Raw genomic sequence first — 25420 nt, 5'->3', positions numbered from 1 at the left:
TCGAACATTACCCAGCCTGGGACGCACCATTCAGGCCGGTCAGTGCGGACAGCGCGCTGGCCAGCTGGTCGGGGTGCCGCGTGCTCAGCAGCCAGTACGGCGTCGGGTCGGCCGGGTCGACGACCTCGACCTTGACCGAGCGCTTGAGGTAGGGGCGCAGCAGCAGGTAGGCGCGCACATCGGCGTGCCGGCCCGCGGTGAGCCGGGTCTCCTCCGCGTCGAGCGCGGTGACCCGGCCCAGGTGGCGGGCCTCGATCCGGGCGCGGCCGGCGGTGAGGGTCCCGTCGGCCACGGTGATCTGCGGAGCGCCGTAGGCGATGAAGGCGCCCACGACGAGCAGCGCGACCACCGCGGTGATGCCCCACGCCAGGGCGCCGGGGAGCGCGACGACGACCGCGAGCCAGAGGCTGGCGGTGAACATGAATCCCTGGACCCACCAGCGCAGGGGCACGCCGAGGCGCTCGGAGTAGGCCGGGGGCCCGGGCGGAGTGTCGACAGGGTGGTGCACACGAGGAGTTTCCCATCCCGGTGGATACAGTCCGCGAGTGCCCTCGCTCCCCGACGCCGACGCCACCGCCGGCACCGACCTGGACATCCAGGTGCTGCGCCTGGACGCCGACCTGCCGCTGCCGGCGTACGCCCACCCCGGCGACGCCGGCGCCGACCTGCTGACCACCGTCGACCTCACCCTGCGCCCGGGGGAGCGGGCCCTGGTCCCGACGGGGATCGCGCTCGCGCTCCCCACGGGGTACGTCGCGCTCGTGCACCCGCGCTCGGGGCTCGCCGCCCGGCACGGCCTGTCGATCGTGAACAGCCCGGGCACCGTCGACGCCGGCTACCGCGGCGAGATCAAGGTGCTGCTGATCAACCACGACCCCGCCGAGCCCATCGAGCTGCGCCGCGGCGACCGGGTCGCGCAGCTGGTCGTGCAGCGCTTCGAGCGGGCCCGGTTCGTGCCCGTGGAGCGGCTTCCCGACTCGGTGCGTGGCGAGGGCGGTTACGGTTCTACCGGAGGTTTCGGTCGGTCCTGACCGTCGGCCGACCCACGATCGAGGAGCACCAGCTGTGAAGTTCCGTCGCAAGTCCGACGCCACCGACGAGGGGGCCCCGACCGAGCCGGCCCCGTCGGAGCCCGCGGTCGGGCCCTTCGACGTCGAGGACCTGCCCGCCGACGACGTCGAGCGGGTGGACCTGGGCTCGCTGCTGGTCGCGCCGCTGCCCGATCGCGAGCTGCGGCTGCAGGTCAACGAGCAGACCGGTGCCGTGCAGGCGGTGCTGCTGGCCGGCCCGGACGGTGCGCTGGAGGTGCGCGCGTTCGCCGCGCCCCGCAACGGCGACCTGTGGGCGGAGGTGCGCCCGCAGATCGCGGCCGACATGGCGCAGCGCGGCGGCACCGCCACCGAGCGGGAGGGCCGCTTCGGCCCCGAGCTGGTCTGCCAGATGCCGGTGCGCACCGAGGACGGCAAGTCCGCGATCCAGCCCTCGCGGATCGTCGGCGTCAACGGGCCGCGCTGGCTGCTGCGCGCCACGCTGATGGGCCGGCCCGCCCTGGAGGAGGAGCTGCCCGAGGCGTGGGCGGAGACCATCGCCTCGCTCGCGGTCCGGCGTGGCACCAACCCGATGCCGGTCGGTGAGTCGCTGCCGATCGTGATGCCCGAGAACGCGCGGCGCGTGCCGCCTCCCGCCCCGTGAGCAAGCTGCGCCAGGCCATCAGTCGCTGGGCGAGCAGCAGCGACCAGGAGGCGCGCGACCTGCGCCAGACCTACGGCGAGAGCGGCCTGGACACGATCGCCGAGGCCCCCGACCGCGAGATCGTGCGGCTGCGGGGCGTGCTGCGGACCGTGACGCTGCGCCCGCGCGGCGGCGTACCGGCGCTCGAGGCGGAGCTGTTCGACGGCTCCGGGTCGATCGTCGTGGTCTGGCTCGGCCGGCGGCGCATCGCCGGCATCGGTCCGGGCCGCTCGGTGCAGGTGCAGGGCCGCATCGGCGTCCAGGACGGCGCCCGGATCATGTTCAACCCCCGCTACGAGCTGATCCCGTGACCGGGGAGGCGAGGGGGACGACCATGCCGGGGAACGTGCCGACCGTCGCCACCGTCGAGGCCCTGGTGCGCGCGCAGATGGCCAGCGCGCTCGGTGGCCGGCGCGGCATGCTCGAGGCCGGCATCCCGGGCATCCTGTTCACGCTGCTGTGGCTGACGACCAAGGAGCTGCAGATCGCGCTGGTCGCGAGCCTGGTCGTCACCGGCCTGTGCCTGGCCGCTCGGCTGGTGCAGCGCAGCACCGTGCAGTACTGCCTCAACGCGCTGTTCGCGGTCGGCCTCGGCTGGGTCTTCGTCCGGATCGCGGCCAGCTCGGGCGGCTCGGAGTCCGACCAGGCGCTGGCGTTCTTCCTGCCCGGGATCCTGATCAGCCTCGGCTACACGATCGTGATGGCCGGCTCCTGCCTGGTCGGCTGGCCGTTCATCGGGTTCATGCTGGGCAGCGTCACCGGCGACCCGACGGCCTGGCACTCCGACCGCCAGATCGTCCGACTGTGCAGCCGGCTGACCTGGGTCTTCCTGACCCCCGGCGCGGTCGGGGCCCTGCTGCAGGGCCCGATCTGGGTGCTGGGCTACACCGGCGTGCTCGACGTCGACCTGGCGGTGCTGCTGGTCGGCACCCTGCGTCTCGGGCTCGGCTGGCCGCTGCGGATCGCGTCGTGGAGCGTGATGGTCTGGCTGCTGGCCCGCGACGCCACCCCGATCGAGGAGCAGGGCGAGGTCGACCCGGCCTGAGCGGCCGGGCGCCCCGGGCTGAGGTCAGCCGCCGTGCGCGACCGGCGCCAGCAGCCGCTCGAGGACGTCCTCGCCCTCCGAGGGCAGCACGAACAGCAGCTCGTCGCCGGCCTCGACCGGCTGCTCCGCGTCGGGCAGGTAGACCTGGCCGTCGCGCAGGATCGTCACCAGCGCGCAGTTCTCGGGCAGCGGGATCAGGCCCGCCGGCTTCCCGACGTACGGCGAGTCCGCGGGCAGCGTCATCTCGACGAGGTTGGCGTTGCCCTGCCGGAACGTGAACAGCCGCACCAGGTCGCCGACGGTGACGGCCTCCTCGACCAGCGCGGACATGATCCGCGGCGTCGAGACGTTGACGTCGACGCCCCACGCCTCGGTGAAGAGCCATTCGTTGTTGGGGTGGTTGACCCGGCCCACGGTCCGGGGCACGCCGAACTCGGTCTTCGCCAGCAGCGAGGTGACCAGGTTGGCCTTGTCGTCGCCGGTCGCGGCGATCACGACGTCGCACTTGTCCAGGCGCGCCTCCTCCAGCGAGGACAGCTCGCAGGAGTCGGCCAGCAGCCACTCCGCGTCCGGGACCCGCTCGGGCTTGATCGACTCCGACTTCTTGTCGATCAGCAGCACCTCGTGGCCGTTTCCGATCAGCTCGCGGGCGATCGACCGGCCGACCGCACCTGCTCCGGCGATGGCAACGCGCATGACGCTCAGCTCTCCTCGGGTCCGCGCTCGATGATCTTGAAGGTCTGGTCGGCACGGTCCTCGCGCATCACCAGGTGCAGGAGGTCGCCCTCCTGGATGACGCTCTCGCGGACCGGCAGCACGCCCTCGCCGAGCCGGTCGATCCAGGCGATCCGGCAGTGCGCCTGCTCCTGCAGGACGATCGTGCGCTGACCGACCCACACCTCGGGGACGGGGACCTGGTCCAGACGGATCGTGCCGGAGGGGTCGCGGAAGTTCGGCTCCGCCCCGGCGGGCAGCAGCCGGCGCAGCACCTGGTCCGCTGTCCACTTCACCGTGGCCACGGTGGTGATGCCCAGGCGCTGGTAGACCTCGGCGCGCCCCGGGTCGTAGATGCGGGCCACGACCTGCTGGATGCCGAACGTCTCGCGCGCGACACGCGCGGCGATGATGTTGGAGTTGTCGCCCGAGGAGACCGCCGCGAAGGCGTCGGCGCGGCGGATGCCGGCCTTCTCCAGGACTGCCTGGTCGAAGCCGTAGCCGGTGATCTTGTCACCGTTGAAACCCGGCCCGAGGCGGCGGAACGCATCCGGCTCGCTGTCGATGACCGAGACGGTGTGGTTGCGGTCCTCGAGGCTGCGGGCGAGCGTCGAGCCGACGCGGCCGCAGCCCATGATCACGACGTGCACATCCCGAACCGTAGCCCCAAAGCGAGTTTGTCGTAGCCTTGCCGCTCGTGGGAGTGGGCGACGTCTCGAAACGGATCCTGTTGGGGCGCAAGCTGAGGAGCTCCCAGCTGGGTGAGACGCTGCTGCCCAAACGGATCGCGCTGCCGGTCTTCGCCAGCGACGCGCTCTCCTCGGTGGCCTACGCCCCCGACGAGGTCTTCATCATGCTCTCGCTCGCCGGGGCCTCGGCGTACGTGTGGTCGTGGAAGGTCGCGATCGCGGTCGCGCTGGTGATGGCGGCGGTCATCGCGTCGTACCGCCAGACCGTGCACGCCTATCCCAGCGGCGGCGGCGACTACGAGGTGGCGACTGTCAACCTCGGGCGCACGGCCGGCACGACAGTGGCGAGCGCGCTGCTGGTCGACTACGTGCTCACGGTCGCGGTGTCGATCTCCTCGGGAGCGCAGTACGCCGCCTCGGCGATCCCCGCGCTCAGCGGGCACGAGCCGATCTTCGCGTGCGCGCTGGTGCTGCTGCTGATGGCCATCAACCTGCGCGGCATCCGGGAGTCCGGCGGGCTCTTCGCGGTCCCGACGTACCTGTTCATGGTCGCGGTCCTCGGCATGTGCGCCGTCGGGCTGATCCGGCTCGCGATGGGCGACCTGCCCGAGGTCGAGAGCGCGGACCTCACCGTCGCGCCGGAGCCGGGCTGGGACGAGCCGCTGACGACGATCGGGCTGCTGACGCTGCTGGCCCGCGCGTTCTCCTCGGGCTGCGCCGCGCTGACCGGTGTCGAGGCGATCTCCAACGGGGTTCCCGCCTTCCGCCGGCCCAAGTCGCGCAACGCGGCGACCACGCTGCTGCTGCTCGGGATGATCGCGATCACGATGATGATCAGCGTCATCGTGCTGGCCCGCCAGATGGGCCTCAAGCTGGTCGACCCGCACGACCTGGACCGGCTCACCCGCGACGGCGAGCCGCTGCCCGAGGGCTACGACCAGCACACGGTCATCGCGCAGATCGCGGACGCGGTCTTCAGCGGCTTCCCGCCGGGGTTCTACCTGGTGGTCACGGTCACCGGCGTGATCCTGGTGCTCGCCGCCAACACCGCGTTCAACGGGTTCCCGGTGCTGGGCTCGATCCTGGCCCGCGACGGCTTCGCGCCCCGGGCGCTCGGCTCCCGCGGCGACCGGCTGGCCTACAGCAACGGCATCGTCGCGCTGGCGGTGCTGGCGATCGTGCTGATCTGGGCCTTCGACGCCCAGACCACCCGGCTGATCCAGCTCTACATCGTCGGCGTCTTCTTCTCGTTCACGCTCAGCCAGCTCGGCATGCTCCGGCACTGGACCCGGCACCTCGCCACCGAGACCGACCCGGGGGCGCGGGCCCGGATGGTGCGCTCGCGGGCCATCAACGCCATCGGCCTCGCGTTCACCTCGGTCGTCCTCGTGATCGTGCTGATCACCAAGTTCACCGAGGGTGCCTGGATCACGATCCTGGCGATGGTCTTCTTCTTCGTGGTGATGCGCGCGATCCGCCGCCACTACGAGAACGTCGAGGAGGAGCTGGCCGCCGACGAGAACGACAAGCTGATGCCCACCCGGGTCCACGCGATCGTGCTGGTCTCCAAGCTGCACAAGCCGACCCTGCGGGCGCTCGCCTTCGCCAAGGCGACCCGGCCCAACGTCCTCGAGGGCGTCTACGTCGCCACCGACCCCGACGCCACCGGCCGGCTGCTGGAGGACTGGGACGACCGGAACATCGACGTGCCGCTGAAGGTGCTGCACTCGCCCTACCGCGAGCTGATCCGCCCGATCGTCGAGTACGCCAACGAGATCCGGCGCGCGAACCCGCGCGGCGTGGTCGCGGTCTTCATCCCGGAGTACGTCGTGGGCCGCTGGTGGGAGCAGCTCCTGCACAACCAGACGGCGCTGCGGCTCAAGGGCCGGCTGCTGTTCAGCCCGGGCGTCATGGTGATCTCGGTGCCGTTCCAGCTGCGGTCCTCGGAGATCGCCCGGGAGCGCGAGCTGCGCGACGACACCCGGGTCCGCGCCGGCGACCTGCGCCGTGGCCGGGTGGCCCAGCGGGACAAGGCGCGCCAGGTGCAGAAGTGACGCGCTCCCCGCGGCAGCGCCGGCCGCGCGGACGCTCGCGCGTCGGTGAGCGCTTCGAGGTCGAGGTCGGTCCGGTCGCGCACGGCGGGCACTGCGTGGCCCGGGTCCCGGTCGGCGGCGAGGACCCCGACGCGACCCGGGTGGTCTTCGTCCGGCACGCGATCCCGGGGGAGCGGGTGGTCCTGGAGATCACCGAGGGCACCGACGGCGACCGGTTCTGGCGCGCCGACGCGGTCGAGGTGCTCGCTTCCTCCCCGGACCGGGTCGAGCCGCCCTGCCCGTTCGCGGGCCCGGGACGGTGCGGCGGCTGCGACTTCCAGCACGTGGACCTCGCCGCCCAGCGGGCGCTCAAGGCCGACGTGGTGCGCGAGCAGCTGCGCCGCCTGGCCGGCCTCGACCTGCCGGTCGTCGTCGAGCACGTCCCCGGCGACCGGCCCGAGAACGACGCCGGGCTGCGCTGGCGCACCCGGGTCCAGTACGTCGACCTGGGGGAGGGTCGGCGCGGGATGCGCCGACACCGCTCCCGGTCGGTCATCGAGGTCGACGACTGCCGGATCGCCCACCCCGAGGCCCGCGAGCCGCGCTCCGGCGTCCTCACCGAGCGGGTCGGCCCGCACGAGTTCGAGGTCGCGGCCGACGGCTTCTGGCAGGTGCACCCGGGCGCGCCGGGGGTGCTGGTCGAGACGGTGCTGTCGATGCTCGAGCCCGCACCGGGGGAGTCGGTCCTCGACCTGTACGCCGGCGTCGGGCTCTTCGCCCGGTTCCTCGGCGACGCCGTGGGGCCCACCGGGCGCGTCATCGCGGTCGAGGGCGACCGCGCGGCCACCGACCACGCGCAGGCGAACCTGGCGGACCTGCCCGGGGTGGAGGTCGCCTGCGGCGCCGTCGCCGACGTGCTCGCCGCGGCGTACCCGGACCCGGTGGACCTCGTCGTCCTCGACCCGCCCCGGGAGGGTGCCCGGCGCCCGGTCGTGGAGCAGGTCGTCGCCCGCCGTCCCCGGGCGGTGGCGTACGTCGCCTGCGACCCCTCGGCGCTGGCCCGGGACGTCGCGTTCTTCGCCGAGCACGGCTACCGGCTCGAGGCGCTGCGCGCCTTCGACCTGTTCCCGATGACGCACCACGTCGAGTGCGTCGCGCTGCTGGTGAGAACCGACTCTGACCTGCGGTGACGTGATTCGCGGTGACGTCGCTGACGTTCGAGAATCGGCCTTAGGGCGCACTTTGCGCGCAGAGCCCCCGGTTCTGCGCCTGGGGAGCCGCGCACATCAGGCGTAGCGAGGCGTGAGTGGGAGCAGAATCGCCGTAGACGGGTGCGGAGCGCGCCGGCGGGCTTCCGGGCCGGCGTGACCTTGGAGGGCGCTCAGTGCGGCTTGTAGGGCAGCAGGTCCGAGTCGCCTGTAGTCGGCCATGAGCGGTCGGATCAGCGGTTTTCAGTCCCGTCGTTGTAGGGGTCGGGCACACCGGGAGGCATTTGATCCGCCGATGGCACGCCAACGGGCTCACGCCGGCGCGCCACCATCCGGTGCATTGCCTGAGTGTCCTCGGGATCAATCGCGTTGTTGTTGCCGTCGATCCCGACAAGCCAGACCAGTCCGCGCGCACATCCCGGGTTGAGTTGCTCGTATGCCCGGTCGTCGTAGACGAGAGCCACCGCGTACGTGAGGGACTCGCCAGCCTGGCGCTGAGCCCAATCGATCACCTGCAGAACATCTGCGCCCGTGATGTCGTACGTGTCGGTCCAGCCGTGGGTCGTCGTCTCACCGCTGCCGTGGAGGTACACCCGGAAGCGTGGGTGGCTGTCCTCCCAGTTTGTTGTCGCGCTCATCCACCTGCACGATCTCGACCTCATTCATCACGGAAGTCTCCCAGTCGCCAGCGCGGATTTACCGCTCATCGGCACGCCCGAGCGGATCGCAGCAGATGAGTGCGTTCAGCATGGATCGCGAGGGCGGCGGAATTCGCACTGTTTGCTTAAGTCAGTGGCAGGAGGTTGACGACCTCGTAGCATTCCTCGTCGTCGATGCCGTTGGGAACGGGGTCGAGGCTGAGCGATGCAGGCACTCCCGTCTCGTTCACCACGTACTTGACGAGCTGGTCGGGTCGGGCGGACTCAGCCATGGAAACAAGGTCTTGCAGGGTTGGAACCTCAGCCAGCCTGGGCTCATACGGGTAGTCCTCGTTGAGGCTGTCGACGTCGCTCACTTGTCCGTCGCGCACGGTGACCCGGTAGTCCCCGATCAGGCCGCATTCGCCGCACGAGGATGTCAGAGTGAACGCGTATGACCTTAGGAGGGTCGTGGCACGTCGTCTGGTCACGACTGGAAGACGCGCCCGGACGGGGACCGGTTCCTGATCACCTGCCCGGTACTTGAAGCGACGATGTTTCCGGATCTCGGTACGACAGTACGTTTCTGAACTCGCGCCGAAGGCGTCGGTGCGTGAGATCCGCGGGGCGATGTGCATAACTCGCCTATGCTCCTCGCGTCTCGAACGGGGGAAGCCGATGCGCGAAAATCCAATGGTCGCGGTGTCCCGGCTGCGTGTGGCGAGTGTGGGGCTCTCGGTTGCCGCTATCGCATCCTTCGCGATGGGGATGCTCCTGTCCTGGTCGCGGATGGCCGTGCTGATCGTGCCCGTGGTACTCGGTGTGGTCGCGCTCGTTCTTGCCATCAGGGCGCGGGGACCCGCGCCCGCTCGCCCCGGCCGCGTCGTCGCCTTCGTGATGTCCGCGTTGGCGATCATCGCTCCCGCCCTCACCATCGTCGCGGTGATCCGCCCGGGAGTCCTGGCCCCGTCCGCGGTCTACACGATCACGGTCGACTCACCGGAACCCGTCGACGTGATCATTAGGGAAGGCGCCGAGCACACGAGCAAGGCGTGGGCCTCGGGAGACACCATCACTCTCGACTCGAACGCGACGGTTATCGGGACCGCAGCGCACACGTCGACCCCCACCACGGTGATCTCGTGCGAGATCCGCCGCGACGGCGTCATCGTGGCTACTGAAGAGCGCGCCGGATCAGTCAACTGCAGCTTTATCGAGGGCGACGAGTAGCGAAGCAGTCCCGAGCCGGACTGGCGGGCAGCCGCTCGCTCGAGCCAGGCGAATGCGAGGAGCGGCATGTCGCCCTCGGTGCCCGTTGGTGGGCTTCCGGCCTTCGCTTCGTTGGCGGCGGCCCTCGCGGCGCGCTTGGTCTCGCGCAGTGGCTGCGGCGATGAGTCCTCCTTGGAAGCCGGGCGGGAGGTTCGCTGGTAGGTCGCCGGCGGGCCGCGTGCACCCCAGGTCGCTGGTGAGTGAGACCCCGCTGAGAGTGCTCAGGACCTTCTCGGCGATGGGTTGGTTGACGGCGTACCGATTCGGATAGGCGGAGATCTGTACTGCCTGTGCTGCCGCGCCGGGGTCCATGGACTGTCAGCCGTCGAGATCCAGGAGCCCGCGGGGTGATCCGTGGTTCGGCCCGTTCGGACCGCCGTAGAACGCGCGGGACGACCATTCCGGGTCCATCAGGTTCTCGACCGTCCCCCAGCCAGTGGCAGGTCTCTGTTGGAAGAGGCCGACCGAGTCGTGGTCGCTGCCGTCGCCGTCACTGGGGATGTCCGCGGAGTGGGGATATGCGCTCGCGTTCGACAGCACTCGCAGGGACGACTCCGTCAGAGCCGTCACGATCGCGATCAGCTGACCCTGCGTCGGGATCCTCTCGTTGTTGCCGACAGCGATGATCGCGGCGGCCCGCGTGAGCTGCTGCTTGTTGAGGGTGACTGTCTCGCCGTGGGTGTTGGTCGCGGAGAGCCCCTCAGGGACGGGGCCAGCAACCCCGAGGCTCGAGGTCGCTTCGTCGTCCCGCGGGCAAGTTCCTGATCCAGCGGCTGCCGGGCTGACGAGCGTCGATACGCCGAGAACGACGGCTCCCGGAGCAAGCAGTACGGCCGCTGCGGCACCGACGGCGAGAATCTTCATGCTCACCCGCGACTCACCTCAGCGGGTTGTCGAGCTGGGAGCGGCGCAGGACATGACAACGCTCGAAAGCCGGCTGGCAGGCGACGAAGACAGTGAAGGAGATGGGGTGGGATGCCTCGGCCGCCTCGCCGTTCCACACTCCGCTGCGATAGTGGGAGCCGGTGATCGTGACTGCGGTCGTGCCGGGGCGGACATGCCCGTGGGCCTGCTCGACGGCAGCCGCCCAGGAACCGGGCACGTTGGCGTCGTCGATCTCGATCGACTGCTCGACTTCCATCGCGCCGAGGTCGAGCCACTGCTCGACCGTCGGCAGGTACGTCGCGACGTCGTGAAGCAGTCCGGGAGTCTCCTCGCCAGACGGATCGGTGTCAGCCAGGACGGCCGCGGCGTAGTCCGTGGGCAGCCACCCCGTGCTCGTGTCCCAGTGGAACAGCAATACGGCCACAGCTCGTGCGTAGGCGACGGGATCGGTCGATGGATGCGAAGGATCCGTACGCCGTCCTAATCTCGTCGCCCCGCTCGCGCCCGCCTCGCGCTTCAGTGCACGACCTCGAGGACCTGCTTCTGGATCCCGTTCGGGTAGCTCGTGCTGTCGACCAGGCGCAGCATGGTCTTGTCCCGGTCGGTCTCGCTGAACAGGCGCTTGCCGGCGCCGAGCAGGACCGGGAAGACCAGCAGGTGGTAGCGGTCCACGAGGTCGGCGTCGGCGAGGCTGCGGGCCAGGCTCGCGCTGCCGTGCACCGCGATCGGGCCGCCCTCGGTCCGCTTGAGCGCGGCGACGTCGTCGAGCGAGCGCAGCACGGTGGCCGGCCAGCGCGGGTCGTCGCCCTCGAGGGTCGTCGACACGACGTAGCGGGGCATCGCGTTGTACTCGGCGAACTCAGCCATCGTCGGCCACACCGGCGCGAAGGCCTCGTAACTGGTGCGGCCCAGCAGCAGCGCCGTCGTCTCCTCCTGCTCGCTGGCCTTGAGCTCGTAGGAGTCGGGGTCGAACTCGATGTCCTTGAGCGTCCACCCGGCGCTGCGGTGGCCGGGCTCGCCGCCCGGTGCCTCCACCACGCCGTCGATGGAGATGAACTCGGTGACGATCAACTGGCGCATCGTTCCTCCATCGGTGGGTTCCTTGTCCCCTTCCACGATCGGAGCAGGCCGGATCCGACACGGGAACCGAGTTTCCGCGCCGGAACTCGGAACTCGCCTTGATGTCGTGTATCTTGACGTCAAGACATTTGCTCAGCGCTGCAGGACGCAGGTAAGGGGAACCTTCCTATCCGGGCGGCCGCGCGCGGCGGCAAGATGACAGTGCGAATTCGACGTCACGACGAGGAGATGTTGGCTGTGGCCAGTCAGGACAGCTTCGGTGCCAAGGGCACCCTGGACGTGGACGGGAAGTCCTACGAGATCTTCCGTCTCGGCGCGGTGGAGGGCGAGGGTCTCGACGTCGAGTCGCTGCCCTTCAGCCTCAAGGTGCTGCTGGAGAACCTGCTCCGCACCGAGGACGGCGCGGACATCACCGCCGAGGACATCAAGGCGATCGCCGGCTGGGACGCGAGCGCCCACCCGAGCGAGGAGATCCAGTTCACGCCCGCCCGCGTGATCATGCAGGACTTCACCGGCGTCCCGTGCGTCGTCGACCTCGCCACGATGCGCGAGGCGATGGCCGAGCTCGGCGGCGACCCGGCCAAGATCAACCCGCTCGCCCCGGCCGAGATGGTCATCGACCACTCGGTCATCGCCGACGTCTTCGGGACCCCCGAGGCGTTCGAGCGCAACGTGGAGATCGAGTACGAGCGCAACCGCGAGCGCTACCAGTTCCTGCGCTGGGGCCAGGGCGCCTTCGACGACTTCAAGGTCGTCCCCCCGGGCACCGGCATCGTGCACCAGGTCAACATCGAGCACCTGGCCCGCACCGTCTTCACCCGTGAGGTCGACGGCGTGCTGCAGGCCTACCCCGACACCTGCGTCGGCACCGACTCCCACACCACGATGGTCAACGGCATCGGCGTGGTCGGCTGGGGCGTCGGCGGCATCGAGGCCGAGGCCGCGATGCTCGGCCAGCCGGTCTCGATGCTCATCCCGCGGGTCGTGGGCTTCAAGCTCTCGGGCGACCTGCCCGAGGGCTCGACCGCGACCGACCTGGTGCTCACGATCACCGAGATGCTGCGCAAGCACGGCGTCGTCGGCAAGTTCGTGGAGTTCTACGGCCCCGGTGTCTCCGTGCTGCCGCTGGCCAACCGCGCCACGATCGGCAACATGAGCCCGGAGTTCGGCTCCACGATCGCCGTCTTCCCGATCGACGAGGAGACCGTCAACTACCTGCGGCTCACCGGTCGCTCCGAGGAGCAGCTCGCGCTCGTCGAGGCGTACGCCAAGGAGCAGGGCCTCTGGCACGACCCGTCGGCCGAGCCGCGCTACTCCGAGAAGCTCGAGCTGGACCTGGCCACGGTCGTCCCCTCGATCGCCGGCCCGAAGCGTCCGCAGGACCGCATCGAGGTCACCGACGCCAAGGCGTCCTTCCGCGCGTCCCTCAAGGACTACGTGGTGGGCGAGGAGGAGAACGGCTACGACGAGTCCGTCGCCGAGACCTTCCCGGCCTCCGACCCGGCCACGAGCAACGGCAGCGGCACCGCCGCGCCGCCGACCGACCACCTCTCCGCCGCCTCCAGCGACGGCGGCCGGCCGAGCAGCCCGGTCGAGGTCACCCTCGAGGACGGCACCAAGTTCACCCTGGACCACGGTGCGGTCGCGATCGCGGCGATCACGTCGTGCACCAACACCTCCAACCCGTCGGTGATGATCGGCGCGGCGCTGCTGGCCAAGAAGGCAGTCGAGAAGGGCCTGTCCCGCAAGCCGTGGGTCAAGACCACGCTCGCCCCCGGCTCGAAGGTCGTCTCGGACTACTACGAGAAGGCCGGCCTCACGCCGTACCTCGACAAGCTCGGGTTCAACCTCGTGGGCTACGGCTGCACCACCTGCATCGGCAACTCCGGCCCGCTGATCCCCGAGGTCTCCGCCGCTGTCAACGAGAAGGACCTCTCGGTCGTCTCGGTGCTCTCGGGCAACCGGAACTTCGAGGGCCGGATCAACCCCGACGTGAAGATGAACTACCTCGCGTCCCCGCCGCTGGTCGTCGCCTACGCGCTGGCCGGTTCCATGGACGTCGACCTGTTCACCGACCCGCTGGGCCAGGACACCGACGGCAACGACGTCTTCCTCAAGGACATCTGGCCCTCGCCGCGCGAGGTCGAGGAGACCATCGCCGGGGCGCTGACCTCCGAGATGTTCGGGGACAGCTACGCCGACGTGTTCGCCGGTGACGAGCAGTGGCGCTCGCTGCCGACCCCCGAGGGCAAGACCTTCGAGTGGGAGGCGGAGTCCACCTACGTCCGCAAGCCCCCGTACTTCGACGGCATGCCCGCCGAGCCGGAGCCGGTCGCGGACATCGCCGGCGCCCGGGTGCTGCTCAAGCTGGGCGACTCGGTCACCACCGACCACATCAGCCCGGCCGGTGCGATCAAGAAGGACAGCCCGGCCGGCCGCTACCTCGCCGAGCACGGCGTGCAGCAGCGCGACTTCAACTCCTACGGCTCGCGCCGCGGCAACCACGAGGTGATGATCCGCGGCACGTTCGCGAACATCCGCCTGCGCAACCAGCTCGCGCCGGGCACCGAGGGCGGCGTCACCCGCGACTTCACCAACGGTGGCGAGGTCACCTCGGTCTTCGAGGCGTCCGAGAACTACCTGGCCGCGGGCACCCCGCTGGTGGTCCTGGCCGGCAAGGAGTACGGCTCCGGCTCCTCGCGCGACTGGGCCGCCAAGGGCACCTCGCTGCTGGGCGTCAAGGCCGTCATCGCCGAGTCCTACGAGCGCATCCACCGCTCGAACCTGATCGGCATGGGCGTCATCCCGCTGCAGTTCCCCGAGGGCCAGAGCGCCGAGAGCCTCGGCCTGACCGGTGAGGAGGAGTTCTCCATCACCGGCATCACCGAGCTCAACGAGGGCCGCACGCCGAAGACCGTCAAGGTCAAGGCCGGCGACGTGGAGTTCGACGCGGTCGTCCGCATCGACACCCCGGGTGAGGCGAACTACTACCGCAACGGCGGCATCATGCAGTACGTGCTGCGCAGCCTGCGCAACAAGGGCTGAGCCAGCCCGCGTCGTACGACGGCCCGTCACCCGCGAGGGTGGCGGGCCGTCGGGCATTTCTGGGTGTCGGACCTGGACGGCGCCGCGCTGCTCCCGCCGCCCTTCCTGGCGGTCCTGACCGGGCTCGGTGAGCGCCGGCGGGGAGCGGCCGCCTGGCTGTCGGTCGTTGCTGGCATGCTCTTCCCGATCACCTGGATCGCTTGGTACCTGAAGGATGAGCGGCCGGCCCGTCGCGCCGCCTGACCCCGCTGGGAGACCTGCCGTGCTTGTTGCCTTCTCCGTCGCGCCCACCGTCTCCGACCGCGAGGACGGCTCGGTCGCCGATGCGGTGGCCGCCGCCGTCCGCGTCGTCCGGGACTCCGGGCTGCCGAACCGCACCGACGCCATGTTCACGACGCTCGAGGGGGAGTGGGACGAGGTGATGGCAGTCGTCAAGCGGGCCGTCGAGGTCGTCGCCGAGGTCTCGCCCCGGGTCGGCCTGGTCCTCAAGGCCGACATCCGACCCGGGTACACCGGCCAGCTGACCGCCAAGGTCGAGCGGGTCGAGCGCGCCCTGGAGGGCTGATGGCGTACCCGCCGCCGCCCGGGCCACCGTCCGGGCCGCCGTCCTGGGGTCCAACGGGCCCGCCCCCGCCCGGCCCGCCCGCGGCCACGCGGCCGCCCGTGGGCCGGCGGGACCGGTCCGCGTGGCTCTCGGCTGCCATCGCTGCGGCTGTCGCGGTGGTCGGTGCCGCCGTGCTGGTGCCGGTGCTGCTCAGCAGCGAGGAGCCCGCTAAGGCCGAGGACGACGGGACGGCGCCCGACCTCAGCGAGGTCGGGAGCTGGGACGACCTCTCGGTGCTGCACACCGAGGACGACGTCGACTACCCGCAGGTGCCGCCGGCCGGTGGCCCGCACGACCCCCGCTGGCTGGAGTGCGGCGTCTACGACGCGCCGGTGCGCGACGAGCACGCGGTCCACTCGCTGGAGCATGGGACGGTCTGGCTGACCCACGACGCCGACCTGCCCGACGAGCAGGTCGAGGCGCTCGCGGAGCTGCTCCCCGACAACGGGATCCTCTCGCCGTACGACGGGCTGCCGTCGCCGGTGGTGGTGACGGTCTGGGGCCGCCAGCTCGCCCTCGACGACGCCGACGACCCGCGGCTGGCGCTGTTCCTGGAGGAGTACGGCAACGGCGAGACCGCCCCGGAGCCGTTCGCCTCCTGCGCCGGCGGGGTCACCGATCCCGGCGGCGAGCCGGGGCGGCCGGTCTGAGGGCCAGGCCTAGCATCGGGGCCATGGACTCGGAGACCAGGAGCTACCGGACCGGTGGCCGTGATGTCGTGCTGGACCTCACCGACGACTGCGCGTCGTGGGTGGCGGGCCGCGGCGACGGCCTGCTGAACCTGTTCGTGCCGCACGCGACGGCCGGCCTGGCGATCCTGGAGACCGGGAGCGGCAGCGACGACGACCTGCTGGCCGCCCTGGCCGACCTGCTGCCCGCGGACGAGCGCTGGCGCCACCGGCACGGCGCCCCGGGACACGGTCGGTCGCACGTGATGCCGGCCCTGGTCCCGCCGTACGCCACCGTGCCGGTGCTCGACGGGCGTCTCGCCCTCGGCACCTGGCAGAGCATCTGCCTGGTCGACCTCAACGTCGACAACCCCGACCGCGAGGTCCGCTTCAGCTTCCTTCCCGGCTGACGCCGTTTCTGCCGGGTCAGCGGAGGGGGTCGGCGGAGCCGAGGCGCCAGAGGGCGAGGCCGTGCAGGCCGCGGTCCCGGGCGAGCCGGGTGCGGAGGCGCCACGAGCGGCGGTCCGACCACCACAGCCGGGTGCCGTCGGAGAGGCGGGCGGTCCACTCGCCGCTGCGCGCGTCCCATCGGGGTCGTACGCCGTCGCGGCGCGCGAGGCGACGGGCCTGGGCCACGTCGATGCTGCGCCCGACCCGCCGGGTGCCGCGGCGGGGCCAGGTGTAGCCGTAGCCCGCGACTCCCAGGTCCACCCGGTCCGCCGGCACCCGGGAGAGCAGGGCTCCGAGGACCCGCCGCTGCCACCGCAGCGGGCCGATCGGGCCGGGGCCCGACCAGCTCGGGCCGTGCAGGTCGTAGGCCATCAGCTGGACCACGTCCGCCGCTCGGCCCAGCGGTCCGAGCCGGTAGCCCGCGCGGCGGTAGCCGGAGACCGACGTCCGCGCCGAGACGTCGACGGAGACCGTCAGCCGCTCGGGCATCCGGCGCTGGAGCTCGGTGGCGAGGAGCACCAGGCCGTCGGCGTCGCGACGGCCCAGGAGCTCCAGGTCCAGGTTCACCCCGTCCCAGCCCTGGCCGGTCGCGAACCGGGCCAGCCGGCCCGCGACCGCCCGCACCCGGTCGGGGTGGCGCAGCAGCCGCCGCGCGGCGATCCGGTCGAAGCCGCCGAGCCGGTTGCTGTAGTTGTTCACCAGCAGCTCCGCGCGCAGCCCGTGCCGGTGGGCGGCGCGCACCAGTCGCACCGGCCCGGCCCCCGGCCGGCTCACCCCGCGCCCGTCGCGGCGCAGCGCGCTGGCGACGACGGTCAGCGTCTGGAGGCCCGCGGCGTCCCGGCGTACGACGGCCCCGGGGGTGTCGCCCAGGGCGTAGCCGGTGACGGCGGGCTCCGGCTGGGCAGCAGCGGCCCGGGCAGGCGCAGGCGTCAGGGCCGGGAGGGCGGCCGTCAGCAGCGAGGCGGTCACGAGAGCGCCGACGGCGAGGCGGAAGGGCACCGCGCCACCCTGCCACGGGCTAGGTTCGCAGCGTGCCCCGTTTCGCCTGCGTGTTCCTCGTCAACCCCGCCGGGGGGATCCTGCTCCAGGAGCGCGACGAGCACGCGCTGATCGACCCCGAGCGGTGGGGCCTGGTCGGCGGCCACGTCGACGACGGCGAGGACTTCACCGACGCCGCCTACCGCGAGCTCGCCGAGGAGACCGGGATCCGGCTCGCGCCGCCCGCCCTGGAGCTGTGGCGTGAGCTGAGCGTCTTCCACGAGGCGTACGGCACCACCGACCCGGTGCGCGTGTACGTCGGGGCGACCGACCTGACCGACGCCGACATCGCCGTGGGCGAGGGCCGCCAGATCGTCTTCGTCGAGCCGGACCGGGCCCGCGTCCTGGAGCTGACCGCCTCGGCCGCCCAGGTCGTGCCGGACTTCCTCGCCTCCGCGACCTACGCGCGGTTGCGGCGGTGAGCGACCCCGGGTTCCACGTCCACCGGGTCCCCGGCGACGGGGCGGAGGACGTCGTCGTGGCGACCCGGGGCCGCGACGAGGGGGCGGTCTTCACCGGCACGGCCGACGGCAGCATCTGGCGGGTGTCCCACGACGGCCGACGGGTGGACCTGGTCGCCCACACCGGCGGCCGCCCGCTGGGCATCGAGATCGACGCCGACGACCGGCTCGTGGTCTGCGACGCCCGCCGCGGCCTGCTCCGCGTCGACCCGCGCTCCGGGGACGTTGAGACAGTGGTCACGCGCGTCGAGGGGCGCCCGCTGGTGTTCTGCAACAACGCGGCGATCGACGACGACGGCACCGTGTGGTTCTCCGACTCCAGCCGGCGCTTCGACATCGACGGCTGGAAGGACGAGATGGTCCAGGACACCCGCACCGGGCGGCTGCTCCGGCTCGGTGGCGACGGGGACGTGGACGTCGTCGAGGAGGGCCTGTCGTTCGCGAACGGCGTCGCACTCGGCGCCGGGTACGTCGCGGTCGCGGAGACCGCCGCCCGTACCGTGGTGCGGCACTGGACCAGCGGCCCCCGGGCCGGCACCCGCGACCACCTGGTCACGGACCTGCCCGGCTATCCCGACAACATCGCCCGCGGCAGCGACGGGCTGGTCTGGGTGACGATCGCCAGCCCCACCGACGCCCTGGTGGAGCGGCTCCAGCGCGGCCCGCGCTGGCTGCGCCGCCAGGTGACCCGGATCCCCGACCGGCTGCAGCCGGCGCCCCGGCGCACCGTGCGGGTGCAGGCCTACGACGACACCGGTCGGCTGGTCCACGACCACACCGTCGACACGCCGGACTTCCACATGGTCACCGGGGTGCGCGAGCACGACGGGCGGGTGTGGATGGGCAGCCTGCACGAGCCTGCGATCGCGGTGCTCACCCCGTGACCAACTACAGTGAGCCCATGGGTCTCCTCCAGTCGATCACGGGCCCGCGCGACCTGCGCGACCTCACCGACGACCAGCTCTCCACCCTGGCGAGCGAGATCCGGGACCTCCTCGTCAACGCCACCTCCCGCACCGGCGGCCACCTCGGACCCAACCTCGGCGTCGTCGAGCTGACCCTCGCGATCCACCGGGTCTTCGAGTCCCCGCGCGACCGGGTGGTCTTCGACACCGGTCACCAGTCCTACGTCCACAAGGTCCTCACCGGCCGCGCCGGCGACTTCGACGCCCTGCGCCAGGAGGGCGGGCTCTCGGGCTATCCCAGCCAGGCCGAGTCCGACCACGACATCGTCGAGAACTCCCACGCGTCCACCGCGCTCAGCTACGCCGACGGCCTGGCCAAGGCCTACGCGATCCGCGGCGAGGACCGGCACACGGTGGCCGTCATCGGGGACGGCGCGCTGACCGGCGGCATGGCCTGGGAGGCGCTGAACAACATCGCGATCGCCCGCGACAGCCGCCTGGTGATCGTCGTCAACGACAACGGCCGCTCCTACACACCGACGATCGGCGGCCTCGCGAACGCGCTGACCAGCCTGCGCACCAACCCCCGCTACGAGCAGGTCCTCGACCTGGTCAAGAAGCGGCTCAACGCCGTGCCGGGCGTCGGCGCCGCGGCGTACGACGCCCTGCACGCGATGAAGAAGGGCCTCAAGGACGCGATCGCGCCCCAGGGCCTCTTCGAGGACCTCGGCCTGAAGTACGTCGGCCCGGTCGACGGCCACGACCTGCCCGCGATGGAGCACGCCCTGGGCCAGGCGAAGCGGTTCGGCGGCCCGGTGATCGTGCACGCGATCACCCGCAAGGGCTTCGGGTACGACGCCGCGGAGCGGCACGAGGCCGACCAGTTCCACAGCCCGCAGCCCTTCGACGTGGAGACCGGCGAGGAGCGCGCCCGCGGGCGGATCTGGACCGACGTGTTCGCCGACGAGCTGGTCCACGTCGGCCAGCGCCGCCAGGACGTCGTCGCGGTCACCGCGGCGATGATGCACCCGGTGGGGCTGGACAAGTTCCAGGCCCGGTTCCCCGAGCGCACCTTCGACGTCGGCATCGCCGAGCAGCACGCCGCCACCTCGGCGGCCGGCCTGGCGATGGGTGGCCTGCACCCGGTCGTCGCGGTCTACGCCACCTTCCTCAACCGGGCCTTCGACCAGGTCCTGATGGACGTCGCGCTGCACCGCTGCGGCGTCACGTTCGTGCTCGACCGGGCCGGGGTCACCGGCGACGACGGGGCGAGCCACAACGGCATGTGGGACATGTCCTACCTCCAGCTGGTCCCGGGGCTGCGGCTGGCAGCGCCCCGCGACGCCGCCCGGCTGCGCGAGCTGCTCAACGAGGCCGTCGAGGTCGAGGACGCCCCGACCGTGGTCCGGTTCCCGAAGGGCCCGCCGCCGGCCGACATCGAGGCCGTCGGCACCGCCGGCGGCGCCGACGTGCTGGTGCGCAACGGTCGGCGGGACGTGCTGGTCGTGGCCGTCGGCGCGATGGCCGAGGTGGGCGTGGACGTCGCGCAGCGGCTGGTCGCCCAGGGGATCGGCGTCACGGTCGTCGACCCGCGCTGGGTCAAGCCGGTCGACCCCGCCATCGTCGAGCTCGCCCGCGAGCACCGCCTCGTGGTGACCATCGAGGACAACGGCCGGATCGGCGGCTGCGGCGCGGTGCTGCTCCAGGCGCTCAACGACGCGGGCGTCACCACGCCGGTGCGCCTGCACGGCATCCCGCAGGAGTTCCTGGGCCATGCCAAGCGCGCCGCGATCCTGGAGCGGATCGGCCTGACCGCGCAGGCGATCGCGCTCGGCGTCGTCGAGGAGATCTCCACCGGCCCCGAGGACGTCACCTCGGGTGACGACGGTCGTTCACCCGTCGATGCCGAACGACCGCGCTGAACCGTCCCGCACCCCCGGGGCCGCGCCTGCAGCGCCGCTCCCGGTCCTGAGCCGTGCCGTGCTGGCGCTGGTCCTGGCGTCCCTGGTCTCCTCCTGCGCCCTCCTCGGCGGCGACGACGACGAGGCGGACGCCCGACCGGCCCCGGCGAGCGCCGGCGCCCCGGACGTCGCGGGAGCCGTCACCCGGACCCTGGACCGGCGCGCGTCGGCGGTGCTGGCGGGCGACCGGGCCCGGTTCCGGGCCGGCCTGGCCCGCGGGCCCCGGTTCCGGGCCGCCCAGGACACCTACCTCGCGAACCTGGCCCAGCTCCCGCTGGCCGACCTGCGCTACCGGGTCGACCCGGCGAGCCTGGTCCGCGACGGCGACGCGTACTGGGCAGTCGTCGAGGTGCACCTCCAGCTCGAGGGGTACGACGCGGTGCCGGTGGTCAGCCGGGACCGGTACCTGTTCCGGCCCGACCCGCGGCGGCCGACGCGGCTGCGCCTCGCGTCGGTGACCGACGCCGGCTGGGAGGCGGCCCACGGGGTGCGGGAGCAGCCCTGGGATCGCGGGCGGATCGTGGTCCGCGCCGGCACCGGCGTGCTCGGGATCTTCGACGAGGGGAGCCAGCCCGCCGCCGCCGCGCTGCTGGGATCGGTCGAGCGCGGCATCGCCGCGGTCGCGGCGCGGGTGCCCTACCCGTGGTCGCGCTCGGTCGTGGTCTACGCGCTCTCCGACCCCGGGTTCCTGCGCAGCCTGCCGGACCTCCCCGGCGGCGACGCCGACGGGGTGGACGGCGTCGCGTTCCCGGTCCTGGCCAGCCCCGGAGACCCCACCCTCGCCGCCACCCGGCTGGCGCTGCACCCGCGGCTGCTGGACCGGTCCGGCGCCGCGCGGGACCGGCTGCTGCGCCACGAGCTCACCCACGTGGCGCTGGGCGCGCGGGACGACGGGGCGCCGGTCTGGCTCAGCGAGGGCATCGCGGAGTACGTCTCCGTGCAGCCGATGCCGCCCGAGGAGCGGTGGCTCGCCGGGCCCGCGATCGACGCCGCGCGCGCCGGGGTGACCCGGCTGCCCGCCGATGAGTCCTTCAACGGCCCCGGGTCGGCCGCCAACTACGGCCTGTCGTGGTGGGCGTGCGAGTACCTCGCGCGCACCTTCGACGCGTCGGTGCTCTTCGGGCTGCTCGACGCGACCGCGGCCCGGCAGACGGCCCCGGGCGAGGTGCTCGAGGGCCTGCTCGGAATCACCGAGGGCCAGGTCGCCCGCCGTACCGCCCGGCTGATCCGCACAACCTACGGCTGACCGGACCCGAACACGCGTGGGGCGGGCCATCGCGGGGTAGAGGCGAAGAATGAGCCTGTTCCGCACCAAGTCCGTCGAGCAGTCCATGGCCGACACCGACGACCCGGACCACCAGCTGCGCAAGGAGCTGGGCGCCCTCGACCTGATCGTCTTCGGCATCGGCGTGCTGATCGGTGCGGGGATCTTCGTGCTCACCGGAACCGTCGCGGCCACGAACTCGGGCCCGGCGCTGGCGCTGTCGTTCCTGATCGCGGCGGTCGCCTGCGCCCTGGCGGGGCTGTGCTACGCCGAGTTCGCCTCGACGGTCCCCGCGGCCGGCAGCGCCTACACGTTCAGCTATGCGACGTTCGGCGAGTTCATCGCCTGGATCATCGGGTGGGACCTGGCCCTGGAGTTCACGATCGGGTCCTCCGCGCTGTCGGTCAGCTTCTCCGGCTACCTCCAGGAGCTGCTCGCCGGCACCCCGCTCGAGGTCCCGACGGAGCTGGGCTCGGCCGCCAACGGGTGGGTGGACCTGCCGGCGATGATCATCGCGCTGCTGATCATGGGGCTGCTGATCCGCGGCACCAAGCTCTCCAGCCGGTTCAACCAGGTCATCGTCGCGATCAAGCTGGCCGTCGTGGCGACCGTGATCGTGGTCGGCATCAGCGTCGTCGACCCCTCCAACTGGGTGCCGTTCATCCCCGAGTCCCGGCCCACCTCCGGCTCCGAGGGCGGGTTCCTGGAGCTGCCGCTGATCACCAGCCTGCTCGGCATCGAGCCGGCGGTCTTCGGGGTGGCCGGCGTGATCGCCGGCGCCGCGGTGGTGTTCTTCGCCTTCATCGGGTTCGACGTCGTCGCCACCACCGCCGAGGAGGCCAAGAACCCCCAGCGCGACGTGCCGATCGGCATCCTCGGCTCTCTGCTCGTGGTCACCCTGCTGTACGCCGCGGTGAGCCTGGTCGTCACCGGCGTGCAGGACTACCGCGACATCGACCCCGACGACGCGGCGCCGCTCGCGTCGGCCTTCGACGCCGCCGGTATCGAGTGGATGGGCAACCTGATCTCGCTGGGCGCCTGCATCGGACTGGTCGCGGTCGCGATGATCCTGATGATGGGGCAGAGCCGCGTCGCGTTCGCGATGGCGCGCGACGGGTTGCTGCCGCGCGGGCTGTCCCGCGTGCACCCGCGCTTCGGGACGCCGTACCGGATCACCGCGATCACCGGCGTCGTCGTCGCCGGGATCGCCGGCTTCGTCGACCTCGAGACGCTCGCGAGCCTGGTCAACATCGGCACGCTGTTCGCGTTCATCCTGGTCAGCATCGGGGTGGCGATCCTGCGGCGTACCCGCCCGGACCTGCCCCGGGCCTTCCGCACCCCGCTCGTCTACGTGGTCGCGGTGCTGTCCACGCTGATGTGCCTCTACCTGATGCTCAACCTGCCGGGCGAGACCTGGGTGCGGTTCGGGATCTGGATGGCGGTCGGCGTGGTCGTGTACTTCGCCTACGGCCGCCGGCACAGCCGGCTGGGCCAGGAAGCGGCGCCGGAGGTGTCGCGCTCCGGCTGAGGTCGCCTGTGCGGGTGGTCGAGCCGCGAGGAGCGCCAGCGACGAGCGTGTCGAGACCTGGGTGGGGTCTCGACACGCTCGCTTCGCTCGCGGCTCGACCAGCGGGCCGCACCGATCAGTGGAAGGTGCCGAGCCCCTCGCGCTCGAGGAGCATCGTGAGGCCGCCGTTCCAGAACGAGAACCCGGCCCCGGTGATCATCGCGAGGTCGAGGTCCTCGGCCGCGGCGACGACGCCCTCGTCGAGCATGATCCGGACCTCCTCGGCCAGCCCGGTGAGCACCTCGGTGCGCACCTCGGCGGCCGTGCGGACCACCGGCGCGGCCGGCTTCTCCAGCAGCGCCTCGACCTCGGGGTCGAGCGTGCCGTCGGCGCCGAAGTACGCCGCCTTGCGGGCCTCCACCACGCGCCGCAGCGCCGGCGAGACGTAGAACCGGTCGGGGAAGGCCCCGGCCAGCGTCTCGGTGTTGTGCAGCGCGATGGCGGGGCCGACCAGCGCGATCAGCGTGAACGGCGACATCGGGGTGACGCCGGCGAACGCGCCGTCGACGACCTGGACCGGGGTGCCCTCGTCGACGATCCGGCTGACCTCGCTCATGAAGCGGCCCAGCAGGCGGTTGACGATGAACGACGGGCTGTCCTGGACCAGGATCGTGGTCTTCTTCAGCGCCTTGCCGGTGGCGAACGCGGTGGCCAGCGCCGCGTCGGAGGTCTGCTCGCCGCGGATGATCTCCAGCAGCGGCATCACCGCGACCGGGTTGAAGAAGTGGAAGCCCACGACCCGCTCGGGGTGCTCGAGCTCGGCGGCCATCTCGGTGATCGAGAGCGAGGAGGTGTTGGTCGCCAGGATGCAGTCGGGGGAGACGACCTTCTCGACGTCGGCGAAGACGGACTTCTTGACCGACATCTCCTCGAAGACCGCCTCGATGACGAAGTCGGCGTCCGCGAACGCGGTGGACTTGTCGACCACGCCCGAGACCAGCGCCTTGTGGCGGTTCGCCTTGTCGGCGTTGATCCGGCCCTTGGCGAGCAGCTTGTCGACCTCGGCGTGGACGTAGGCGACGCCCTTGTCGACCCGCTCCTGGTCGAGGTCGCTGAGCACGACCGGGACCTCCAGGCGGCGTACGAACAGCAGCGCGAGCTGGCTGGCCATCAGGCCGGCGCCGACGATGCCGACCTTGGTGACCGGCCGCGCGAGCTTCCGGTCCGGCGCACCCGCGGGCCGCTTGGCCCGCTTCTGCACCAGGTCGAAGGCGTAGAGCGAGGCGAGCAGCTCCGGCGTGCGCGACATGGCCTCGAGGGCCTCGTCCTCGGCGGCGAAGCCCTCGTCGCGGGTCGCGGTCCGGGCGCCGGCGATCAGCTCGAGCGCCTTGGCGGCGGCCGGGCTGGCGCCGCCGGTCCGGGCCTGGGCGATCGCCGCACCCTTGGCGACGGCGGCGTCCCAGGCCTCCCCGCGGTCCAGCTCGGGACGCTCGACGACTGTCGCGCCGGTGAGCACCCGCGCGGCCCAGAGCAGGGACTGCTCGAGGTAGTCGGCGCCGCCGAAGCAGGCGTCGGCGAGGCCGAGCTCGAAGGCGGCCTTCCCGCCCAGGGTCTTGCCGTTGTTGAGCGGGTTCTCGAGGATCACCTTGACGGCCTTCTCGGGCCCGATCAGGTTCGGCACCAGGTAGGCGCCGCCCCAGCCGGGGACCAGCCCGAGCATGACCTCGGGCAGGCCCAGGGCCGGCGCGGAGTCCATGACCGTGCGGTAGTCGCAGTGCAGCGCGACCTCGAGGCCGCCGCCCAGCGCGAGGCCGTTGATGAACCCGAACGAGGTCTTGCCGCCGTCGCGGAGCTTGCGGAAGACCGCGTGGCCGAGCTCGGCGACGGTGCGGACGGCGTCCGGCCCGCCGCCGGCGATCGAGGTCAGGTCGGCGCCGGCGGCCAGGATGAACGGCTTGCCGGTGACGCCGATCGAGGTGATCTCGTCGTCGGCGAGGGCCGCGTCGATCGCGGTGTTCAGCGCCAGGAGCGAGCGCGGGCCGAACGTGTTCGGCTTGGTGTGGTCCTCGCCGTTGTCGAGGGTGATCAGGCCCATCACGCCGGCGGGGCGGCCGTCGACGGGCGGGAGCGCGACCGTGCGCAGGTGGGCGGCGGTGACGCGCTCGGCGTCGGAGGAGATCGCCTCGGCGCGGGCCAGCAGGTCGGTCAGGTCAGGGGTCGCCATC

The 25420-nt window shown here is 71.9% G+C and carries 27 protein-coding genes; 17 read left to right on the top strand and 10 right to left on the bottom strand.

Annotated elements, in window-relative coordinates:
• Window positions 1-7 precede the first annotated feature (7 nt).
• Entirely contained in the window at window positions 8-508 is a 501-nt protein-coding gene (locus tag EBO35_RS10930) for a DUF3093 domain-containing protein (RefSeq protein WP_241153654.1), read from the bottom strand.
• A 37-nt stretch (window positions 509-545) separates the two neighbouring features.
• Here EBO35_RS10930 and dut point away from each other — a divergent pair, with 37 nt between their 5' ends.
• From dut to EBO35_RS10910, 4 genes are read left to right on the top strand one after another with little or no spacing between them, the layout of a single operon-like run.
• Entirely contained in the window at window positions 546-1031 is a 486-nt protein-coding gene (gene dut, locus EBO35_RS10925; protein WP_263457629.1) for a dUTP diphosphatase, read from the top strand.
• A gap of 34 nt (window positions 1032-1065) precedes the next feature.
• On the top strand, window positions 1066-1692 hold the full coding sequence (locus EBO35_RS10920; protein ID WP_122817734.1) for a DUF3710 domain-containing protein: 627 nt from the start codon (window positions 1066-1068) through the stop codon (window positions 1690-1692).
• A complete protein-coding gene (locus EBO35_RS10915) occupies window positions 1689-2042 on the top strand; it encodes an OB-fold nucleic acid binding domain-containing protein (RefSeq protein WP_122817733.1) in 354 nt (117 codons plus the stop codon). Before EBO35_RS10920 ends, EBO35_RS10915 begins: the two co-directional genes overlap by 4 nt.
• Window positions 2043-2065: 23 nt before the next feature.
• Window positions 2066-2776: a DUF3159 domain-containing protein gene (locus EBO35_RS10910; RefSeq protein WP_122817732.1), complete on the top strand. Its 711-nt coding sequence runs from the start codon at window positions 2066-2068 to the stop codon at window positions 2774-2776.
• A 24-nt stretch (window positions 2777-2800) separates the two neighbouring features.
• Here EBO35_RS10910 and EBO35_RS10905 read toward each other — a convergent pair whose 3' ends face one another.
• A complete protein-coding gene (locus EBO35_RS10905) occupies window positions 2801-3472 on the bottom strand; it encodes a potassium channel family protein (protein ID WP_122817731.1) in 672 nt (223 codons plus the stop codon).
• Window positions 3473-3477: 5 nt separating this feature from the next.
• The gene (locus EBO35_RS10900) at window positions 3478-4125 is read right to left on the bottom strand and encodes a potassium channel family protein (RefSeq protein WP_396954398.1); all 648 of its coding nucleotides are present in this window, start codon (window positions 4123-4125) and stop codon (window positions 3478-3480) included.
• 62 nt (window positions 4126-4187) lie between these two features.
• On the opposite strand from EBO35_RS10900, the gene EBO35_RS10895 reads away from it, so the two are divergent.
• Window positions 4188-6233: an APC family permease gene (locus tag EBO35_RS10895; protein WP_164477919.1), complete on the top strand. Its 2046-nt coding sequence runs from the start codon at window positions 4188-4190 to the stop codon at window positions 6231-6233.
• On the top strand, window positions 6230-7402 hold the full coding sequence (locus EBO35_RS10890) for a class I SAM-dependent RNA methyltransferase (RefSeq protein WP_122817728.1): 1173 nt from the start codon (window positions 6230-6232) through the stop codon (window positions 7400-7402). Before EBO35_RS10895 ends, EBO35_RS10890 begins: the two co-directional genes overlap by 4 nt.
• Before the next feature lie 251 nt (window positions 7403-7653).
• Here EBO35_RS10890 and EBO35_RS10885 read toward each other — a convergent pair whose 3' ends face one another.
• The gene (locus EBO35_RS10885; RefSeq protein ID WP_164477918.1) at window positions 7654-8058 is read right to left on the bottom strand and encodes a hypothetical protein; all 405 of its coding nucleotides are present in this window, start codon (window positions 8056-8058) and stop codon (window positions 7654-7656) included.
• Window positions 8059-8204: 146 nt separating this feature from the next.
• Entirely contained in the window at window positions 8205-8696 is a 492-nt protein-coding gene (locus tag EBO35_RS20005) for a DUF6174 domain-containing protein (protein ID WP_241153653.1), read from the bottom strand.
• 64 nt (window positions 8697-8760) lie between these two features.
• On the opposite strand from EBO35_RS20005, the gene EBO35_RS10875 reads away from it, so the two are divergent.
• Window positions 8761-9288 carry a hypothetical protein gene (locus tag EBO35_RS10875; RefSeq protein WP_164477916.1) on the top strand — a complete coding sequence of 176 codons (528 nt, stop codon included), beginning with the start codon at window positions 8761-8763 and terminating at the stop codon, window positions 9286-9288.
• A 357-nt stretch (window positions 9289-9645) separates the two neighbouring features.
• Here the strand turns inward: EBO35_RS10875 and EBO35_RS10870 are convergent, their stop codons facing one another.
• From EBO35_RS10870 to EBO35_RS10860, 3 genes are all read right to left on the bottom strand, one after another.
• Window positions 9646-10197, bottom strand: a complete 552-nt coding sequence (locus EBO35_RS10870; RefSeq protein ID WP_122817724.1) for a hypothetical protein — start codon at window positions 10195-10197, stop codon at window positions 9646-9648.
• A 7-nt stretch (window positions 10198-10204) separates the two neighbouring features.
• Window positions 10205-10636 carry a hypothetical protein gene (locus EBO35_RS10865; RefSeq protein WP_122817723.1) on the bottom strand — a complete coding sequence of 144 codons (432 nt, stop codon included), beginning with the start codon at window positions 10634-10636 and terminating at the stop codon, window positions 10205-10207.
• A 92-nt stretch (window positions 10637-10728) separates the two neighbouring features.
• The gene (locus EBO35_RS10860; RefSeq protein WP_122817722.1) at window positions 10729-11292 is read right to left on the bottom strand and encodes a dihydrofolate reductase family protein; all 564 of its coding nucleotides are present in this window, start codon (window positions 11290-11292) and stop codon (window positions 10729-10731) included.
• Between the two features lie 228 nt (window positions 11293-11520).
• Here EBO35_RS10860 and EBO35_RS10855 point away from each other — a divergent pair, with 228 nt between their 5' ends.
• The 5 genes from EBO35_RS10855 (at window position 11521) to EBO35_RS10835 (ending at window position 16019) form a co-directional block, all read left to right on the top strand.
• The gene (locus EBO35_RS10855) at window positions 11521-14337 is read left to right on the top strand and encodes an aconitate hydratase (RefSeq protein WP_122817721.1); all 2817 of its coding nucleotides are present in this window, start codon (window positions 11521-11523) and stop codon (window positions 14335-14337) included.
• Between the two features lie 63 nt (window positions 14338-14400).
• Complete coding sequence (locus EBO35_RS10850; RefSeq protein WP_122817720.1) at window positions 14401-14580, top strand: hypothetical protein; 180 nt, start codon at window positions 14401-14403, stop codon at window positions 14578-14580.
• Between the two features lie 19 nt (window positions 14581-14599).
• Window positions 14600-14902, top strand: coding sequence for a thiamine-binding protein (locus EBO35_RS10845; protein ID WP_122817719.1), 303 nt, complete (start codon window positions 14600-14602; stop codon window positions 14900-14902).
• Window positions 14903-15057: 155 nt separating this feature from the next.
• The gene (locus tag EBO35_RS10840) at window positions 15058-15591 is read left to right on the top strand and encodes a DUF3105 domain-containing protein (RefSeq protein WP_206422536.1); all 534 of its coding nucleotides are present in this window, start codon (window positions 15058-15060) and stop codon (window positions 15589-15591) included.
• A 23-nt stretch (window positions 15592-15614) separates the two neighbouring features.
• Window positions 15615-16019 carry a YjbQ family protein gene (locus tag EBO35_RS10835; RefSeq protein WP_206422535.1) on the top strand — a complete coding sequence of 135 codons (405 nt, stop codon included), beginning with the start codon at window positions 15615-15617 and terminating at the stop codon, window positions 16017-16019.
• Window positions 16020-16035: 16 nt separating this feature from the next.
• Here the strand turns inward: EBO35_RS10835 and EBO35_RS10830 are convergent, their stop codons facing one another.
• On the bottom strand, window positions 16036-17058 hold the full coding sequence (locus EBO35_RS10830) for a glycosyl hydrolase family 18 protein (RefSeq protein ID WP_122817717.1): 1023 nt from the start codon (window positions 17056-17058) through the stop codon (window positions 16036-16038).
• 32 nt (window positions 17059-17090) lie between these two features.
• Here EBO35_RS10830 and EBO35_RS10825 point away from each other — a divergent pair, with 32 nt between their 5' ends.
• The 5 genes from EBO35_RS10825 to EBO35_RS10805 are packed head-to-tail and all read left to right on the top strand — an operon-like array spanning window position 17091 to window position 23216.
• Window positions 17091-17519 (top strand): NUDIX domain-containing protein, encoded by a 429-nt coding sequence (locus EBO35_RS10825; protein WP_122817716.1) that lies wholly within the window; start codon window positions 17091-17093, stop codon window positions 17517-17519.
• Window positions 17516-18442, top strand: a complete 927-nt coding sequence (locus EBO35_RS10820; protein WP_122817715.1) for an SMP-30/gluconolactonase/LRE family protein — start codon at window positions 17516-17518, stop codon at window positions 18440-18442. The genes EBO35_RS10825 and EBO35_RS10820 overlap by 4 nt, the downstream gene beginning before the upstream one ends.
• Window positions 18443-18459: 17 nt before the next feature.
• A complete protein-coding gene (dxs, locus tag EBO35_RS10815) occupies window positions 18460-20385 on the top strand; it encodes a 1-deoxy-D-xylulose-5-phosphate synthase (protein WP_122817714.1) in 1926 nt (641 codons plus the stop codon).
• Window positions 20366-21670: a hypothetical protein gene (locus EBO35_RS10810; RefSeq protein ID WP_122817713.1), complete on the top strand. Its 1305-nt coding sequence runs from the start codon at window positions 20366-20368 to the stop codon at window positions 21668-21670. Before dxs ends, EBO35_RS10810 begins: the two co-directional genes overlap by 20 nt.
• A 49-nt stretch (window positions 21671-21719) precedes the next feature.
• Window positions 21720-23216 (top strand): amino acid permease, encoded by a 1497-nt coding sequence (locus EBO35_RS10805; protein WP_122817712.1) that lies wholly within the window; start codon window positions 21720-21722, stop codon window positions 23214-23216.
• Window positions 23217-23331: 115 nt separating this feature from the next.
• Here the strand turns inward: EBO35_RS10805 and EBO35_RS10800 are convergent, their stop codons facing one another.
• Window positions 23332-25419, bottom strand: coding sequence for a 3-hydroxyacyl-CoA dehydrogenase NAD-binding domain-containing protein (locus EBO35_RS10800; RefSeq protein WP_122817711.1), 2088 nt, complete (start codon window positions 25417-25419; stop codon window positions 23332-23334).
• Between the last annotated feature and the right edge of the window lies 1 nt (window position 25420).

The organism is Nocardioides pantholopis, from assembly GCF_003710085.1.
GTDB classification, from domain to species: Bacteria; Actinomycetota; Actinomycetes; order Propionibacteriales; family Nocardioidaceae; genus Nocardioides; species Nocardioides pantholopis.
Note: the sequence above shows the minus strand (reverse complement) of the source record. Positions and strands in the feature narration are given on the sequence as shown.